This is a genomic window from Cupriavidus sp. 8B, from assembly GCF_054589115.1.
The window spans coordinates 29,808-46,275 of record NZ_BAAILO010000181.1 but is presented as its reverse complement, the minus strand read 5'-3'; the positions used below and the strand labels follow the sequence as shown (position 1 = coordinate 46,275).

General features: G+C 62.1%; 12 protein-coding genes and 3 pseudogenes. 8 read left to right on the top strand and 7 right to left on the bottom strand.

Going from position 1 to position 16,468, the window contains the following annotated elements; translation table 11 throughout:
* Positions 1–101 precede the first annotated feature (101 nt).
* Positions 102–509 (bottom strand): annotated as a pseudogene (locus tag ACYP5B_RS18155) (TniQ family protein); the annotation flags it as partial.
* On the bottom strand, positions 484–1,353 hold the full coding sequence (locus tag ACYP5B_RS18150) for a TniB family NTP-binding protein (RefSeq protein WP_459570606.1): 870 nt from the start codon (positions 1,351–1,353) through the stop codon (positions 484–486). The pseudogene ACYP5B_RS18155 and the gene ACYP5B_RS18150, both read right to left, overlap by 26 nt.
* A 1,839-nt stretch (positions 1,354–3,192) precedes the next feature.
* Here ACYP5B_RS18150 and hppD point away from each other — a divergent pair.
* From hppD to ACYP5B_RS18135, 3 genes and pseudogenes are all read left to right on the top strand, one after another.
* Entirely contained in the window at positions 3,193–4,269 is a 1,077-nt protein-coding gene (gene hppD, locus ACYP5B_RS18145; RefSeq protein WP_459570605.1) for a 4-hydroxyphenylpyruvate dioxygenase, read from the top strand.
* Positions 4,270–4,378: 109 nt separating this feature from the next.
* Positions 4,379–5,818, top strand: a complete 1,440-nt coding sequence (locus ACYP5B_RS18140) for an MFS transporter (RefSeq protein WP_459570604.1) — start codon at positions 4,379–4,381, stop codon at positions 5,816–5,818.
* 5 nt (positions 5,819–5,823) lie between these two features.
* Positions 5,824–5,988: pseudogene (locus ACYP5B_RS18135) on the top strand (homogentisate 1,2-dioxygenase domain-containing protein); the annotation flags it as partial.
* A gap of 54 nt (positions 5,989–6,042) precedes the next feature.
* Here ACYP5B_RS18135 and ACYP5B_RS18130 read toward each other — a convergent pair.
* Positions 6,043–6,879: pseudogene (locus ACYP5B_RS18130) on the bottom strand (Ldh family oxidoreductase); the annotation flags it as partial.
* A gap of 285 nt (positions 6,880–7,164) precedes the next feature.
* Here ACYP5B_RS18130 and ACYP5B_RS18125 point away from each other — a divergent pair.
* The 4 genes from ACYP5B_RS18125 (at position 7,165) to maiA (ending at position 10,794) form a co-directional block, all read left to right on the top strand.
* Positions 7,165–8,163 carry a beta/alpha barrel domain-containing protein gene (locus ACYP5B_RS18125; protein ID WP_459570603.1) on the top strand — a complete coding sequence of 333 codons (999 nt, stop codon included), beginning with the start codon at positions 7,165–7,167 and terminating at the stop codon, positions 8,161–8,163.
* A 131-nt stretch (positions 8,164–8,294) separates the two neighbouring features.
* The gene (locus tag ACYP5B_RS18120) at positions 8,295–8,819 is read left to right on the top strand and encodes a gamma carbonic anhydrase family protein (protein WP_459570602.1); all 525 of its coding nucleotides are present in this window, start codon (positions 8,295–8,297) and stop codon (positions 8,817–8,819) included.
* A gap of 163 nt (positions 8,820–8,982) precedes the next feature.
* The gene (locus ACYP5B_RS18115) at positions 8,983–10,041 is read left to right on the top strand and encodes a porin (RefSeq protein WP_459570601.1); all 1,059 of its coding nucleotides are present in this window, start codon (positions 8,983–8,985) and stop codon (positions 10,039–10,041) included.
* A 114-nt stretch (positions 10,042–10,155) separates the two neighbouring features.
* A complete protein-coding gene (maiA, locus tag ACYP5B_RS18110) occupies positions 10,156–10,794 on the top strand; it encodes a maleylacetoacetate isomerase (protein ID WP_459570600.1) in 639 nt (212 codons plus the stop codon).
* 293 nt (positions 10,795–11,087) lie between these two features.
* Here maiA and ACYP5B_RS18105 read toward each other — a convergent pair whose 3' ends face one another.
* From ACYP5B_RS18105 to ACYP5B_RS18090, 4 genes are all read right to left on the bottom strand, one after another.
* Positions 11,088–12,242: an alpha-hydroxy acid oxidase gene (locus ACYP5B_RS18105; protein WP_459570599.1), complete on the bottom strand. Its 1,155-nt coding sequence runs from the start codon at positions 12,240–12,242 to the stop codon at positions 11,088–11,090.
* 15 nt (positions 12,243–12,257) lie between these two features.
* On the bottom strand, positions 12,258–13,268 hold the full coding sequence (locus ACYP5B_RS18100) for a tripartite tricarboxylate transporter substrate binding protein (RefSeq protein ID WP_459570598.1): 1,011 nt from the start codon (positions 13,266–13,268) through the stop codon (positions 12,258–12,260).
* A gap of 73 nt (positions 13,269–13,341) precedes the next feature.
* Positions 13,342–14,583, bottom strand: coding sequence for a CaiB/BaiF CoA transferase family protein (locus tag ACYP5B_RS18095; protein WP_459570597.1), 1,242 nt, complete (start codon positions 14,581–14,583; stop codon positions 13,342–13,344).
* A gap of 7 nt (positions 14,584–14,590) precedes the next feature.
* Entirely contained in the window at positions 14,591–15,370 is a 780-nt protein-coding gene (locus ACYP5B_RS18090; RefSeq protein WP_459570596.1) for an enoyl-CoA hydratase-related protein, read from the bottom strand.
* Positions 15,371–15,508: 138 nt separating this feature from the next.
* On the opposite strand from ACYP5B_RS18090, the gene ACYP5B_RS18085 reads away from it, so the two are divergent.
* The gene (locus ACYP5B_RS18085) at positions 15,509–16,462 is read left to right on the top strand and encodes a LysR substrate-binding domain-containing protein (RefSeq protein ID WP_459570595.1); all 954 of its coding nucleotides are present in this window, start codon (positions 15,509–15,511) and stop codon (positions 16,460–16,462) included.
* The last annotated feature ends 6 nt before the right edge of the window (positions 16,463–16,468 follow it).

Sequence of the window (16,468 nt, the reverse complement as noted above, 5' to 3'; positions counted from 1 at the left end):
TCGCGATCCCGCGCGTACTGTTTCCCTACCCAACGGATCACTGCATTGAGATTTTTGAGCTGGTGTAGCTTGAACGATGAGATGGCCTGGAGGCGGTGATCGTGAATTTCACAGACAGTTGCCTCCGGCTTCAGCCACTCACGTTTCCAGCGAGGCGAAAAGACATCGAGGGGATTCAGAGCGAGGCACTCGAAGCAGAATGAAAGGCCGCGTCGGTCGGACACCCACGCTGCTGGTGTTTGGATCGCCACTAGTCTGTCGATGTTAACGTGAGTCAGCGCTGCGAGGCGGGCAAGCACCAGCTCGTCAACCGGCGGAAACAGCAACCATCCACAGCGGGGCAAGTAGGGGAATGCCCCAAGCTGCCCACTTGCCCATAGCTGCGGGACGCTGATTCGATACGTGGCTGCCAAGCGCCCCAGCCAGCCGCCAAAGGCCTCGTCGTCAAACGGACGTGGCGCCACCGGCCAAGGTCTCACAAGCTCAGCACAGGAGACCTCGCGCTGCATTCTCGATGTGGCCAAGTTCGATCTCCCCTCTGCCGTCGCGAATGGCGAGTTCAGTCGCGACATTGAGCACCCGCGATACCTCCCCGGTTAGTCCGCCGCTCGCCGCCAGAATCGCCTGAACCATCTCTTTCCGCGCCAGGTTCGACGGCCGTCGAAGGGGCAGAATTCGTTCAAAGGCAGCAAGGAGGCATCGGAAGGCCTCTGATTTGTTCCACCTGGGAATTTCGAAGCGTGTGAACCGGCTCACCATCTGCGGATCCGTTTGCAACGCAATCACGGCGTCTTGGGTGCCAACGAGGACGATGGGGATTCTCAAATCATTCGCCAGAAACTTCAGCAGATTCAAGGATGCCCGCTGTTCCCGGTAGCTTCCTGCCAGCAAGTGATGGACCTCATCAACAATCAGCATCCGCGGCGCTACCTTCCGAAGAAGCTCTCGGGTCAGCTTCTCGAGCGCGGAAAGCCGGGCTGTAGCATTGAAAGGCGCCCCCAGCTCGAAAAGCAGTGACGCATAGAATCGCTGCTGATCAGGTGTCGGCGGCATCTGCATGGCGACAATCTTGCACATCTCAACGCCCTTCTCCTCGTCATACTCGGGCGGATGATGACGCCGAAACTTGGAGATGATCTGCGTCTTTCCGATATTGGAGTCTCCATGCAGTAACATGCATGGCATACGCTCGCGCTCAGGTGTCTGGATGAGTCGTTCAAGAATCTCCAGCGCCCGCGTGGCACGCGGGTAATCGATCCATCGGTTACGGGCCAGCCCTCGAATCCGAACATTGTCATCGCACTGAGCCAATGGTCTTGCAGCAGGCAGAAGATGTGTGAGTAGCTCGCCCATTACGGATCACCATTGCTCGATATCGTACGCTATGGCTGGCTTGCTGTAGTCGACGGACGCCTCAGTAGGTTTCACCGATGCGCTTTCGCTTTGCCGAACTTGAGAACTCTCTTGCCGAGCGTTCCTTGGCACCGGATCCTTCAAGACAGTGCCTCGACGGCTTGCGCCCAATGATTGCGTTCTTGCGCGCGCAACGATCCGTCGCTGTTCATCGATGGCCTCAAACAGCATCGCTTCGCTGACGTATTTCTGTCCCTGGGCGCGCAGATGCCGTAATGCGCTACTGTTGAAGATCGAGGTTCATGCGAGCCACGCTCAGCATTGATAAGAGCGTTGCATTTTTCCGCTCATCGTTCATGCGACTGTCGCTTTCCCATGCGAAAGAATGTTCCGGTGGCGTGAAGTGTAGTAATGATGTTCCGTTTGGGTAGTAAAGTTGATACGCGCCCTGATTGCGCTCATTTCACCGTCTCACGGCTCTCCTTTAATGCTGCAGTTCGGGGAGCACGTGTCCCCTGCGCTCCTACTCTCACGCGGCGACAAGGCGGTCAGGCTTTTTGTTCAGCGCCTTAGATTCCAGCTATTTAGGCCATGAAGCGCGAGAACGCTCTTTTTACTCAACGAGATCGAAGCCGCGTAGTCGGTGTGAAACGTAGTAAAGATGTAACCAAGCGACGGACCTCCGATCGGATCAACATTACTTCGCGCAGGCGGATGGTAACAACATTACTACTTGAAAAATCGTAGTAATGTTAGTACGGACGAATCGCTAAATTATTGATTTTCCGGATTTTGTACTCAGAGTTGGAGGAGCATCTTTACTACACTTCACGAATGCTGAGCATCCATAGCCCTGACGTTGCCTTTCAGCAACTGCCGAAAAGCGTACTTAAGGACAAAATTCGCATAGAAATCAGAGCGTTTTGGTCATGTGATTGGTCTTACGCATGGTGAGCATCGCTCGCACGATCCCTGTACCTCAACAGCTGCCTCCGTCTCGGCTCACCGTGATGGTTTTCGGAATGCCGAAGGCACTATCGTCGCTGGCGACGGAAGACGCCACCGCCTACCGTGCGTTCCTGCGTCGGCCGACGCCGCACCAACGCTGGGTCGAGCCGGCGCGGCCGCACTCGTCGCACCGCGCTTTGATGTCTCCCACGGAGATCGCTGCAGCCAAACGCAGCAGAAGCGCGTCTGAATGGCTTGGCGAGCGACACAACTTCCCCCGCTTAAAGCCACAAGGACTGGTGGCCCCCCCTAAAACACGGTCGCACCTGCCCATAGCGAAGTTTCAAGCGTCTGGTGCCCATGCCGGCTCATGCACAACTCCTGCTGCCCGGACCTTAGGATGCCTTCCGCGCCCTCCACCTCCGGCCCCGCCCCCGCCCCCGCCATTTCTGATCTTCCTGATTGGAATCATATCCGTTCCAAACTACCTCGGTGCGCGCCCTTCGGAAACTCTAAGATTCATACATCGCGATCATGCGGCCCAAATAACTGTTCGACGACCCGCACCTGACGGCAAGCGAAAGACTGGCCCCGATGCAAACCAGGGATGGCATGACTGATCCCATCCCGTTGCCCCGCTGGGCCGCCGTCCGGGTATGGGCGAGGCCTTGGCGGAGGTGGAAAACCAAACGCAAGAGATCTCTGTGCGCCTGATCAGCGGAGCCACGGCCTGAATCGATACCTTTGACGGATACGGCGCAAGACTGCCGCAGCACTGCGTGGCGGCCAATCGCTACGCCTTCGGATGATCCTACGGACGCGCGTACGGCGATGACAGCGGGCTTGACCGCGCCGACTGCGACCACCAATTACTAGATTACGGAGCTTGTGATGACTGACCTGTTCGAAAATCCGATGGGCCTGATGGGGTTCGAGTTCGTGGAATTCGCATCGCCCACGCCCAACACGCTGGAACCTATCTTCGAGAAACTCGGATTCACACTCGTTGCCCGTCATCGCTCGAAAGATGTGCTGCTATACCGCCAGGGTGCTATCAACTTCATCGTCAATCGCGAGCCGAAGAGCCCGGCAGCATACTTTGCCTCCGAACATGGCCCGTCGGCTTGCGGCCTTGGGTTCCGTGTGAAGGACTCGCACAAGGCGTACGAGCGGGCGCTCGAGTTGGGCGCGCAGCCGATGGAGATGGCCACGGGCCCTATGGAACTTCGCCTACCAGCCATCAAGGGGATTGGTGGCGCACCGCTGTATCTCATCGACCGCTTCGAGGACGGAAAATCAATCTATGACATCGACTTCGAGTTCATCGAAGGGATTGATCGGCATCCGGTCGGGCACGGGCTGAAACTGGTCGATCATCTGACGCACAACGTGTACCGCGGCCGCATGGCATTCTGGGCGAATTTCTATGAGCGTCTGTTCAACTTCAGCGAGATCCGTTACTTCGACATATCCGGCGAGTACACCGGGCTGACTTCCAAGGCAATGACCGCTCCGGATGGCAAGATCCGCATCCCGTTGAATGAAGAGTCGTCGAAGGGCGCGGGCCAGATCGAGGAGTTCCTGATGAAGTTCAACGGTGAAGGCATCCAGCACGTTGCGCTGCTGAGCGACGACCTGCTGGCTACGATCGACAGCCTCGCCATGGCTGGCGTGCCCCTGATGACGGCACCCGGCGAGACGTATTACGAAATGCTCGAAGAACGGCTTCCGGGTCATGGGCAGCCGGTCGACCAACTGAAAACACGCGGCATTCTGCTTGACGGCAGCACGTCCGGAGGCGAGCCGCGCCTGTTGCTGCAGATATTCTCCGACACGCTGCTCGGCCCGGTGTTCTTCGAGTTTATCCAGCGCAAAGGGGACGATGGCTTTGGCGAAGGCAACTTCAAGGCCTTGTTCCAGTCGATCGAACGCGATCAGATCAAGCGCGGCGTACTCGCCGCCGAATAGTCCACTCGCTCCGCCACTGCCGCCGGCCCCAGTGACCCGGCGGCAGTGGCAATAACACCGACAGGCATCCCAAGAAGAATAAAAGCCGCCTGCAATCACGGAGACAAGCATGCCCCCGACCATTACGGCGGATCAATCCAATTTGGCCCCACCTCTTTCCACGCCGTCTGTCAGTTCTGCCGCGGCCCTTTCCGCCCGCATGGATCGCCTGCCCGTTGCACGTCACCTATGGGTGCTTGTGTTCCTTATTTCCCTGGGCGGCTTCTTTGAGGTCTACGACCTGATCTTCACCGGCTATATCGCGCCCGGTATGGAAAAGAGCGGCTTGCTGCAGACCACCACAGAGGCATTCTTCGGCTTCCAGGGTATCGCCGGATTCATCGCCGCCACCTTTGCCGGGTTGTTCGTCGGCACGTTCGGCTTTGGCTGGCTACCGGACCGCTATGGCCGCCGTGCCGTGTTCACGTTCTCGTTGCTCTGGCACTCGGTGGGCTCGGCGTTCATGGCCTTCCAGCATACCGCCGAGGGCGTGGTGTTGTGGCGCTTCATTACCGGCATTGGCGTAGGCATAGAGATTGTCACGATCGATAGCTACGTCACTGAACTGGTTCCGCAGCACATGCGCGGCCGGGCCATGGCCTTCAACCAGATGGTCATGTTCGCCGCCGCTCCGGTAGCGGCCATTCTGTCGTACTGGCTGGTGCCGACCACCGTGCTCGGGATAGACGGGTGGCGCTGGGTCGTACTGATCGGCTCCCTTGGCGCCGTCGTCGTCTGGTTCATTCGGCGCGCCGTGCCGGAAAGCCCGCGCTGGCTTGCGTTGCAGGGCCGCGTGGAGGAAGGCGAACGTGTCGTGGGGAAGATCGAAGCCGCGGTCGAGCGTCAGTGCGGCCGCCCTCTTCCGCCGCCGTTGCCCGCCATCGAATTGCCCAAGCGGGTCAAGGCGTCGTTTGCGGAGCTCTGGCAGCCGCCGTATCGTTCCCGCCTGATCATGCTCGTCATCTTCAATTTTTGCCAGGCGATCGGTTACTACGGATTTGCCAACAGGGTGCCGACCCTGCTGATCGGCCAGGGCATCACCGTCACAAAGAGCTTGCTTTACTCGTTCGTGATCGCGATCGCGCTGCCGGTGGGACCGTTGCTCGCCATGCTGTACGCGGATAAAGTCCAGCGCAAATGGCTGATCGTGGGCGCGGCCCTGGCCGTCATTGTGTTCGGGCTTCTCTTCTCCCAGATGAAAGGCGTCCTCTCACTCATTGTGCTCGGCGTGCTGATCAGCATCGCCGGCCAAACCATTTCAGTCTGTTATCACGCTTACCAGTCCGAACTGTTCCCGACTGGCGTGCGATGCCGCGCCAACGGTCTCGTCTATTCCGCCAGCCGTGCAGGCGCGATGATGTCGGGCTTCCTGATCGCGTTCCTGCTCAGGGATTTCGGCGTGGCGGGTGTGTTTGCCGGCGTCACGGTCTGCATGCTGATCGTTGCGATCGCCGTCGGCGTGTTTGGACCCAAGACCAATGGCTTGCGGCTTGAAGAGATCTCACATTGACCTGCGCGATGCAGAACACGTTTCGCCCGCCGTGATTCCACCGGAATATCGCCAGCGAGTTCCTGGGGCTGGTCCATGGCGCGTACGACGCCAAGGCCAAAGGCTTTTCGCCGGGCGGCGCCAGCTTGCACAACAGCATGACCGGCCATCGGCCAGATGCCGACACGTTCAATTGGCAGCCCGCTCTCTCCGCGCTGGCGCTCGCACTCCGCCTGACGCATGCCTGGGTAACGTGCGGCGTCGCCGCTCCCCGCCACATAAGAGTCCAGCCACGTGCGTACGCTCGCGTCGAACATCTCCTGGCCGACAAACATGGCGGGGTTGATGACGAGCAGGAACCCGTCGACGCCACCGGCGGAACCCCGCACATCCGGGCTTGCCTCCTGCAGGCTCCCGTTCGGGCTGCCTGCCAGGCACTCGACCATCATCGCGAGGCCGATTCCCTTATGTCCGCCGAACGGCAGCATCGCTCCCGCTAATGCCTGCACCGGGTCAGTGGTAGGCACACCGTTTGGCCCGATAGCCCAATCCAGTGGAATGGCTGATTGTCCATCACGCACGGCTTGTAGCACGTTGCCGCGCGCCACTGCATTGCAGGCCATGTCAAAGACTAGCGGCGCAGCGCCCCGGACCGGCATTGCGAATGCCAGCGGGTTGTTCCCGATCACGCCCTTGCGCGCGCCGGGCAAAGCCATGATCGGTGGGGTCCGCTGGCAAAGCAGCGCGATCATGCCGTCTTCCGCCGCCTCCAGCACATAGGTGCCGAGTGCCGACAGATGGCCGCTGTTGGCGATCATGCAAACCGCGTGCGCTGCGCGAGAGGCGCATGCCATGGCCTCGCGTACCGCCAGCGTACCGACGAGTTGGCCCAATCCACGATCCGCTTGCAGATGAGTGACGCCGTGGCGAGAGGCAAATGCAAGCCGTTGGCGGGCATTGAATTCTCCTGACAGCAACCTGTCCACGTAGCCCGGCAGGCGGGACAAACCATGGGTGTCGATGCCACGCTGGCTGGTACGCATTAGGACTTGTGCCGCCGTTGCGGCGTCGGCCTCCGGCATTCCCGCGGCATGGAGGATTTCCACGACCCAGGAGGTCAGCGCGGGGAAGGCATAACGACGGTGGCTTGCCGGGTCTTGAGCGGGATTCATATTCAACAGCCGTAATGCAGTCGCCCCGGCCGGGTCGTCAGGCTGGCAGCCGGGAAATGGGTGGCCCGACTCTAGCCCGCTGCATGGATGCCTGTCGCGACGATTCGGAACGCCTGGCGCCATGCTTCGGAAAGTCTGCGGCCTGAATGCCGGCACCACGCCTGATGCAGACGGCAGCAGACGGCAATTGCAATCGTGACGTTCCACATTGGAACTTTATTCATTCCAAAGCGCATTTGCCGAGCCAGTCCGGGAAGGCTACGCTGGTATGCACGACTCCCCCACAAACCTCGCCGCACCATGATGCTTCCCTCTTTGCCTATCCTGCACCTCGCCGGCACCCGTGTCCGAATCGACGACATCAGCCTGCGGCGCTCGCCACGTGTCAATGCACTGCGCGCCGGCTCCAGTGCCAGCGATATCCAGGCATTTATTGCGGCGGCCAACACCGCGGGAGTTCGGTATGTGGAAGCCCCGCTGCCAGACCAAGGCCTGGATGCAGTGCCCTTCGGGACTGGCCGTCCTACGGGCACGCAGGTAGCGATCTCCGTATGGGACCTTGACGGCGGACGACGCGCCCTGGCGCTTCGCCCCGACTGTCTGGTCCTGACGCTGGTTGCCAGCGAGGCAGGCAACCTGGCGCTGACCGGCCGGCCCCGCGTAGACACGATCGAGCAATTGCAGCAGGTCGCGGCGCTCGCCGCCGCCAGCGGTGTGTCAATCATGGCGGCCGTGCATGCCGCGTTCGGCTGCCCGCTTGACGCATCGGTCGACACGGAAGTCGCCATCGATCTTGCCGATCTGTTTGCTGCCGGTGGAGCCACCGGCATCGTCCTGTGCGATGACACGGCGATGGCCGATCCGTTGTCCATCGAGCGCGCCTGCGATGGCCTACGCGACCGATGGCAGGCGCTGGATGTGGCTGTGGAATTGAGCAACGCGCGCGGAATGGCGCTGGCCAATGCGCTGGCGGCCATGACAACAGGCATCGCGCATTTCCGCGTGTCCCTGACACCGGGCGACACCCACACCAGCGCAATGGCTCTGCTTGCGATGCTGCACGGCATGGAATGCGAGACCGGCATCGACATGGATCGACTGCACGCCTGCGCTGCTTTACTTGAGTTTCCAATCGGAGATCGTAGCCCTTCCAAACCACCGTCTCAGACCTCCAGCGGAATCGCTAGAGTATGAGTTGCAAAGGCGCGGAAACCCGCTTGCTACCTGCTGGACGAATTTCGGCGGAAGACGGCTGGCAAGGGCATTCGTGCGAGTAACAATCTGCCTGCAATCTGCAGGCAATCCGCCTGAAGAGAAAAAAGATCATGTCCCTGTATCAAATCGGTTCCCTCGCCCCCGTCATTTCCGAATCCGCCTTCGTCGCCGACCAGTCCACCATCATTGGTCACGCCGTTCTTGGCGAGCAGGTCAGCGCGTGGCCTGGCTCGGTGATTCGTGCCGACAATGAGCCCGTCACCATTGGCGCGCGATCGAATGTGCAGGAAGGCGCGGTGCTGCACACCGACCCTGGTTGCCCGCTCAATATCGGTGAGGGCGTCACGATTGGCCATCAGGCCATGCTGCATGGCTGTACCGTCGGCGATGGCTCGCTGATCGGGATCCAGGCCGTGGTGCTGAACAACGCGACGATCGGCAAGGAATGCCTGGTGGCCGCGGGTGCCTTGGTGACCGAGGGCAAGGTATTTCCGGATCGCTCGCTGATCCTGGGCTCGCCCGCGAAGGCCGTGCGCCAGTTGACTGACGACGAGGTCGCCAATCTGCGCGCCAACGCCGACGACTATGCGAGGCGTTCGGCCCTGTACAAGCGCGAACTGCGTAAGCTCGTCTGACCACGGGGCGTCCAGCTCGCCCCGTCCCCAAATTTCGTTTTCTCCGCCGCGGCCCGGCCGCGGCGTGGGGACGCGCTTGCCGACGCATCGGTTGCGCCGGCGCCTCAGGCGGTCCGGAGATGCCGTATCAGCACCATCACAAGCAAAAGCAATAGGAGGAGAGATGAACTATCGAAGGATGAGCCTACTGGGCGCCATGGCATGCGGCCTGAGCACTGCGGCGATGGGCCAGGCACAGAGCAGCGTGACACTGTATGGCTTGGTCGACACAGGCATTGAGTTTGTTAGCCATGCCGGGGCAAACGGATCGGGTGCCGTCTACCGGGTGTCGCCCGGCAACATCACCGGGTCCCGCTGGGGCCTGCGCGGCAAGGAAGACCTTGGCGGCGGACTCAGTTCCATTTTCGCGCTGGAAAGCGGGGTCAACAGCGATACCGGCACGTCCGGCCAGGGTGGCCGGTTGTTCGGACGCCAGGCATTTGTGGGCCTCGCCGGAAGCTGGGGCCAGATTACGCTCGGGCGCCAGATCAATACGCTCTATGACCTGTTCGTACCCTTCGATCCGGTGCGTTATGCCAGCTATTCCGTGCTCTCGCAAGATGCGCAGTTTGCCGGACGGGCGGACAACTCGGTCAAATACACCGGCAATTTCGGCAACCTGACGGTGACCGGCCTGTATAGCGCGGGCTATGACTCGACCATTGTCAATGGCGCCGAGGTGCCGGGCGTACCCCGCGTGGGTCAGGAACTGAGCGGTGGTGCCACCTATACGGCAGGCAATCTCGGCATGGTGCTTGTGTACGATCAACGGCGGGGCACGTCAACGGCCACTGCCGGCAATATCGAGCGTCGGTACGCGACGGGCCTGCTGTATAGCACGGGGCCCTTCACCGTGGTTGCCGGCTACCGCTTCCTGCAAGGCGGTATCACCGCGCCGCAGATCCGCACGAATCTCTACTGGCTCGGTGGCTCCTACCAGGCGACCCCTGCCTGGGTGGTGCGCGCGGGCGTCTATCGCACGGATCGTCGGGATTCCCCCAACGATGCGATGAGCTATGCCCTCTCGACGCTTTACAGCCTGTCGAAGCGCACGGACCTTTATTTCAACGCCTCCTATATGGACAACAAGGGCGCGTCGAACTTTGGCGTGGTCAACGCGACCACGACGGCGCCCGGGGTCGGGCAGACCGGTGTCGTGGCCGGCATCAAGCATATCTTCTGAAAAAGACCAAGATAGCGGGAACGGCCGGCGGGGCTTGCACCCGCCGGGCACAGCGCGATCCGACTCGACGAAGAACCTCGCTAGGTGTAGCGCACACCTGTTCATCCCACGCACATGGAACTCTATAATGACTTCAATAGCTCTACCTCTTATCGAGTGCGCATTGCATTGGCGCTGAAGAAGGTTGACTACGGCTATATCCCTATTGATCTGAGAAGCGCTGCCAGCAGAGAAAACTCCTACATGGAGTTAAACCGGGCCGGCGGGGTACCCCTATTAGTTGACGACCATTTCTCGCTAAGCCAGTCCCTTGCGATCATCGACCACTTAGATCGCACACTTCCCGGGCCGCGGCTCATCCCCGAAGATCCAGTTGTCCGCGCCAGGGCTTTGGAATTATCCTACGCTGTCGCCTGCGACATTCATTCCATAAACAACCTCCGCGTTCTGCAGTATTTGAGAGACAAACTTGAAATTCAGGACGAGCGGCGGGCTGAATGGTACCGGCACTGGGTCAAGGAAGGTCTATCGAGTGTGGAAGACTTGCTGCAACGGTATCGGTTTGGTGAGCTTTGCTTCGGAGACCAGCCTACCGTCGCAGAGTGCTGCTTGGTACCACAGGTTACCAATGCATTGAGAATGGGGTGTGATCTGGGCAACTTCACCCTCGTCGGACAGGTTCACGCAGCCTGCATGAAAAGATGCGAATTTACAGCCACCGCGCCAGCCTTCCAACCCGACTATCGCCCTTGATTGCCTTTTGCCCTGCAAGGACACCCGCCGACACCGGAGGCGCAGCGATCCCTTTTTTCCGAAGGAATTGAGCCCCGCACATTGGGTCACCTCGAATCCACCATCAGCCTGAAGGCCCTCCCCTTTCCTGAGTTCGCCCGAGGTGCCCGGCATTGGGGGCGTCACTTCGGCGAAGGCCAGGGGAACAGATGGTTGCTGAACTGGGCTCGGACGAGGACATGAACAGTCATGCGACAATCGGTGCATGACGCGACGACCTGCGAAACAGGTATCAACAGGCCGACAACGTCCAGTCAACGGGCAACGTTCTCGACGCGCCCGCGCAATTCCGAAATCGAGGTCGCGCCAGTGAGCGCAAGGGCACGATCAAACTCGTCGGCGAGAATGCGCAATGCATGGCGCGCGCCGGCCTCCCCACCGGCCGCCAGGCCGTATAAGGTGGCGCGGCCCAGTTGCACGGCGTCCGCACCCAGGGCAATCGCTTTCGCAATCTCGGTGCCGCTGCGGAATCCGCTGTCAACCAATACGGGGTAACGGCCTGCCGCCTCGGCCACGATCGCGGGCAAGCATTCGATCGTGGAAGCCGTGCCATCGAGCTGCCGGCCGCCATGATTCGACACCACCACGCCATCGGCGCCAGCCGCATGCGCCCGGCGGGCATGCTCGGCGCTGGCGACACCCTTGAGCATCAGCTTGCCCTTCCAGCACTGGCGCAGCCAGTCCAGGTCCTCCCAGACAAAGGCATCGTTGATTTGCTGTTGCATCACGTCCGAGATCGTCGCACCCTTCGGCACCGGGCCTACCGCCTCCGCGAAGAGGGCCAGCGTGGGCGAGCCGGCACGCAGCATCTGCATGGCCCATCGAGGATGAGAGACGGCGTCCGCCAGCTTGCCGGCGCTCCAGCGGAACGGCAGTGTGAATCCATTGCGGATGTCGCGGTTCCGGCGGCCCGGCACGGCGGTGTCCACGGTCAGTTGCAGCACGCGAAAGCCGGCCTCGTACACACGCGCCAACAGTGCCTCTGCCAGGCCGCGATCGCGCAGCATATAAAGCTGGAACCAGCGCAACGGCCCGGCGGCGCCCCGCAGTGCGTCAAGCCCCGTAGTGGCCGCCGTGCTCATCACGAAAGGGATGTTCTCCGCCTTGGCCGCACGGGCCAGGCAAAGGTCGCCCTGTGACCAGTACGCGCCGTTCATGCCGGTCGGGCCGACAATGATTGGCAAGGAAACGGCATCGCCGAACAGCGTCGTGCCGAGTTCGCGGACCGACAGATTGACCAGGATGTCCTGCCGCAACAGCAACCGCTCGAATGCGCCGCGGTTGCGGCGCGCGGTGGCCTCGTCACCGGCGGCGCCATCGATGTAGTCGAACACCATGCGCGGCAGGCGCCGCTTTGCCATGGCCCGCAAGTCGTCGATGTTCGCGGTCCGCTTCAGCCTGGCTTGCATCTGTGCTCCCGTCCTTCATTCCGCACGCAGTTTTGCGCTTTGCACCAGCGCCCTGGAGGTCACGTATTCCTCGTCCACGACCTTTTGCATGGCGGTGGCGGGTCCGCCGATCGGCAAGGTCCCCTGCCCTTCCAGCGTAGCGATCAGATCGGGCTGCTTGAGGATCTTGTCGATCTCCGTGTTTAGCCTTGCGACCACGGCCGGCGGCGTGCCGCGCGGCGCAAGGATGCCGAGCCATGTCAGGTGCCGGTACTGGGTGCCGTTGACCTCCGCCACCGTCGGCGTATCAGGCAGCGACGGCCAGCGCGCCGCGGACGTGACCGCGAGCGCGCGGACCTTACCTGCCTTGATATGCGGCATGGCTGCTGCCAGCGTCGACGAAACCAGCGGCACCTGGCCGCCGATAGCATCGGCCAGCGCTGGCCCGGAGCCTTTGTACGGCACATGGACGAAGCTCAGCCTTGCGTCACGCGCGAACATCTCGAAGGCAATATGGCTGGGCAGGCCGATGCCGGGGCTGCCAAATCCGATCGTGCCTGGCTCGGCATGCGCCTTCGCAATTAGCTCCCGCAACGTGCGAAACGGTGCGTTGTTGGCAGCGACGAACACGGATGGCCCGCGCGTCAGTTCGATGACCGGTACAAAGTCGTCAAGCTTGTAGGGTGCCTTGGCGAAGAGCGACACATTGAGCGCGTGGTTATTGCCGGTCAGCAGCAACGTGTAGCCATCCGGTGCGGCCTTCGCCACGGCTTCGGTGGCGATATTGCCGCCACCACCGCCCTTGTTGTCGACCACTACCGGCTGGCCCAGTGCACGCGAGAGCCGCTCGCCGACGAGCCGGGCCACGGCGTCGGCGCTGCCTCCCGGCGAAGATGGCACGACAACCCGAATGGGCTTGTCTGGATATGCGGCTAGCGCTGGCGAAACGGCTACAGAGGCAAACGCGACTGCAGCCGTCAGGCTGGCTGCAAGCAAAGCGCTCAGGCGCCGGCCTGGCGCGACGGCTCGCTGGGTGAGGATGGGCACGGATTGTCTCCTGTTTTGTTTTATCGTGATCGGCACTTGCCGGTGAACAGCGCACGCGCGCGGCGAGATAGCGCTAGGTGCAAATCTCCGGCGACGCCTGCGCAAGGTGGACCACCTTGTCCCTGCTCAGGCGAAGGATCTCCTCGTCGGCGTAGTCAAGCTCCCGCATGACCTCGGCCGTATGCTCGCCATACAGCGGCGCGCCCTGCCGCGTCACGCCGTTGCCGCGAGAGAACTTGATCGGGCAACCGAGGGCGTCGATTTCGCCCGCCACCGGATGGTCGACCCGAACGACCATGTCGCGGGCGCGCGTCTGAGGATCCTCCAGGACCTGCATCATGGTTTTCACCGGGCCCGCCGGAACGCCGGCCTGCTCAAACGCCGTCACCCAGGCATCCGTCGGGCGGGTGGCGAGAACATCGGAAATCAGCATGACAAGTTCCTCCCGGTTTGCCATCCGTGCGCCGTTGGTTGCGAAGCGCGGGTCGGTCAGCATGAAGGGCAACTCCAGCACCTTGCACACGCCCGCCCAGGTGGCCTGGCTCATCGCGCCGATATTCAGCCAACCGTCCCCCGTGGGAAACGCCTGGTACGGCGCCGCAACGGGATGGGCCGAGCCCATCGGGCCGGCAGACTCGCCGGTCGCGAGGGCCATCGCCACCGGCCAGTAGGTGTGGACCAGCGAGGCCTCGAGCAGCGAGGTATCGATAAACTGCCCCAGGCCGGTGCGCAGCCGCTCGATATACGCGGCCAGGATGCCGGTAGCAGCCAGGATGCCGGCGGTCACATCGCCAACGGGCACGCCTACCTTGACCGGTGGCCGACCCGGCCCCTCGCCAGTCAGCCCCATGAGCCCGGACATACCCTGTGAAATCAGGTCGTAGCCGGCGCGGTTCGCATAAGGGCCAGTCAGGCCGAAGCCCGTGATCTTGCAGTAGACGAGTCCGGGGTTCTGCTCACTGAACGTGTCGTAGCCAAGGCCCAGTTTTTCCATCGTGCCAGGACGGTAATTCTCCAGCACGATATCCGCCTGCAACACCAGGCGCCGCACCAGGGCCAGTCCTTCCGCGCTCTTCAAGTCCACCGCAATGCCACGCTTGTTCCGGTTGAGGATCATGAAGGAGGCGGACTCCCCCTGAATCTCCGGTGGCGTGGTCCTGCGCGTATCGTCGCCGCCTGGCAGCTTTTCCACCTTGACCACGTCGGCGCCCATGTCGGCCAGCAGCAGCCCGCCCACCGGCCCTGCCATCACATGGGCAAGCTCGACGACGCGCAGGCCTTTCAGCGGCCCGCCTCGCTTGTTTGTACTCAACATGGTTGATCTACCTTCCAGAGAATTGAGGCGCGCGCTTTGCAAGGAATGCGCGGTAGCCTTCGACATAGTCTTCGGTGTCGAAGCACGCGTAACCCATGGCGCAGTCCGATTCGGTGAGCATTTGCCTGCTGCGCAACCGCGCCACGAACTGCTTGTGCCAACGCGCCACCAGTGGCGCGTTGGCCACGATGCCGGAGATGGTGTTGTCGAGTTCCGCTTCAAATCGCTCGGTGGCAATCACGCGGCTGACCAAGCCCTTTTCCATCGCCTCGGCGGCATCCATCAGCCGGCCCTCCAGCAGCATCTCCAGCGCGATAACCGGCCCCACCAGCCTGACCAGGCCTTCCAATTCCGGATACGCCAGCGTGGCGCCCAGCCGTGCGATGGGGACACCGAAGCGCGCATCGCTGCTGCACAGGCGAATATCGCAGCCCGCGGCCAGCTCCAGGCCACCACCCACGCACGCGCCGCGGATTGCCGCTACGGTGGGAATGGGGCATTCCCGCACGGCCAGCATCGCCCTGTGGCCATGCCGGGCGAAGGCCACCGCCTGCTCCTTGCTGGCACGAATGACCTCGAACTCGCCGATGTCTGCTCCGCTTCCGAAGGCACTCTCGCCGGCCCCGCGCAGTACGATGCAGCGCAGGTCTGCCTGCCCCGCCAAGGCTTCGAACGCATCGCCCATGGCGATCCACATGGCCCGCGTCATGGCATTGCGCCGCTCGGGGTTATCAATGGTCACCACCGCGACATGCGCTATCCGGTCTACGCTAATATGTCCGCTCACTGCTTGTCTCCTGGGAATGCTATGCAGTCTATGGAAACCGGCGGGCCGTGAATAATACGGATTGCGGCTGCCCCCATATGGATTTGATATGGTGCGGACCGGGCCGCCAGCGGGAACCCGGGAGGAGATAGGAACATCGTGGAATTGCGCCAGTTGAAGTACTTTGTGTGCATCGTGGAAGCCGGCAGCGTGTCGCGCGCGGCGCAGATCCTGCACGTGGCACAACCCGCGCTGAGCGCTCAGATCAACCGCCTGGAGGAAGAACTCGGCGCCAGACTGCTGGTTCGCAGCGTGCGCGGCGTGGTGCCGACGGAAGCCGGCGCTGCCGTGCTGGTCCAGGCCCAGCGCATCCTCAAGGAAGTGGAAGCGACGCGCATCATCGCGCTGCAGGCGGATCGCGAGCCGTCTGGTCCGGTTGCCGTGGGCCTGCCCTGGACAGTGAGATCGGTGTTGGGGCTGACGTTGTTGGAGACAATCAAGCGCACGATGCCCGCGGTGCAACTCGCCATTGTGGAGGGACCCAGTTCCGTCTTGGCGGGCATGCTTGCGCATGGCAAGCTGGATGTCGCCGTAGTGTTCGACAACGCGCCGGACGACAGCCTGTCGCTGAAGCCGCTGGTAGTGGAGCCTCTGCTCCTCGTTGGGCAACGCGGTGCACTGCAAGGCTGGTCGGTCGCCACCATTGAGCGCATCGCCCAGTTGCCGCTGCTGCTGCTCAGCAAGCCGAACGGCATTCGCGAGGAGGTCGAGCGTCAACTTGCCTCGCGCGGGCTCGCCCCGAATGTGGTTGCTGAGATCAATTCCCCTGCGCTGCTGATGGATGCCGTGCAGGCAGGACTGGGTTTCTCCGTGCTGCCGTCCTGCGGCATCGAGCAGGCTTGCCGGGAGGCGCGGCTCGATGCCGTGCCGCTGGAGGCTGACGCTCCGGTTCGCACCGTCTTTCTGGCCATCTCGAAGCTGTACTCCCCCAGCATGGCGGCGGAGCGGGTCTGCACGCTAATCGAGACGCTGACCGCCGAAGCGGTCTCAGGCGGGAGATGGCATGCGTCGCGGCTTGAGGGCGACGCCGCCGACTCTCCCGCCACGACATGATGCCCC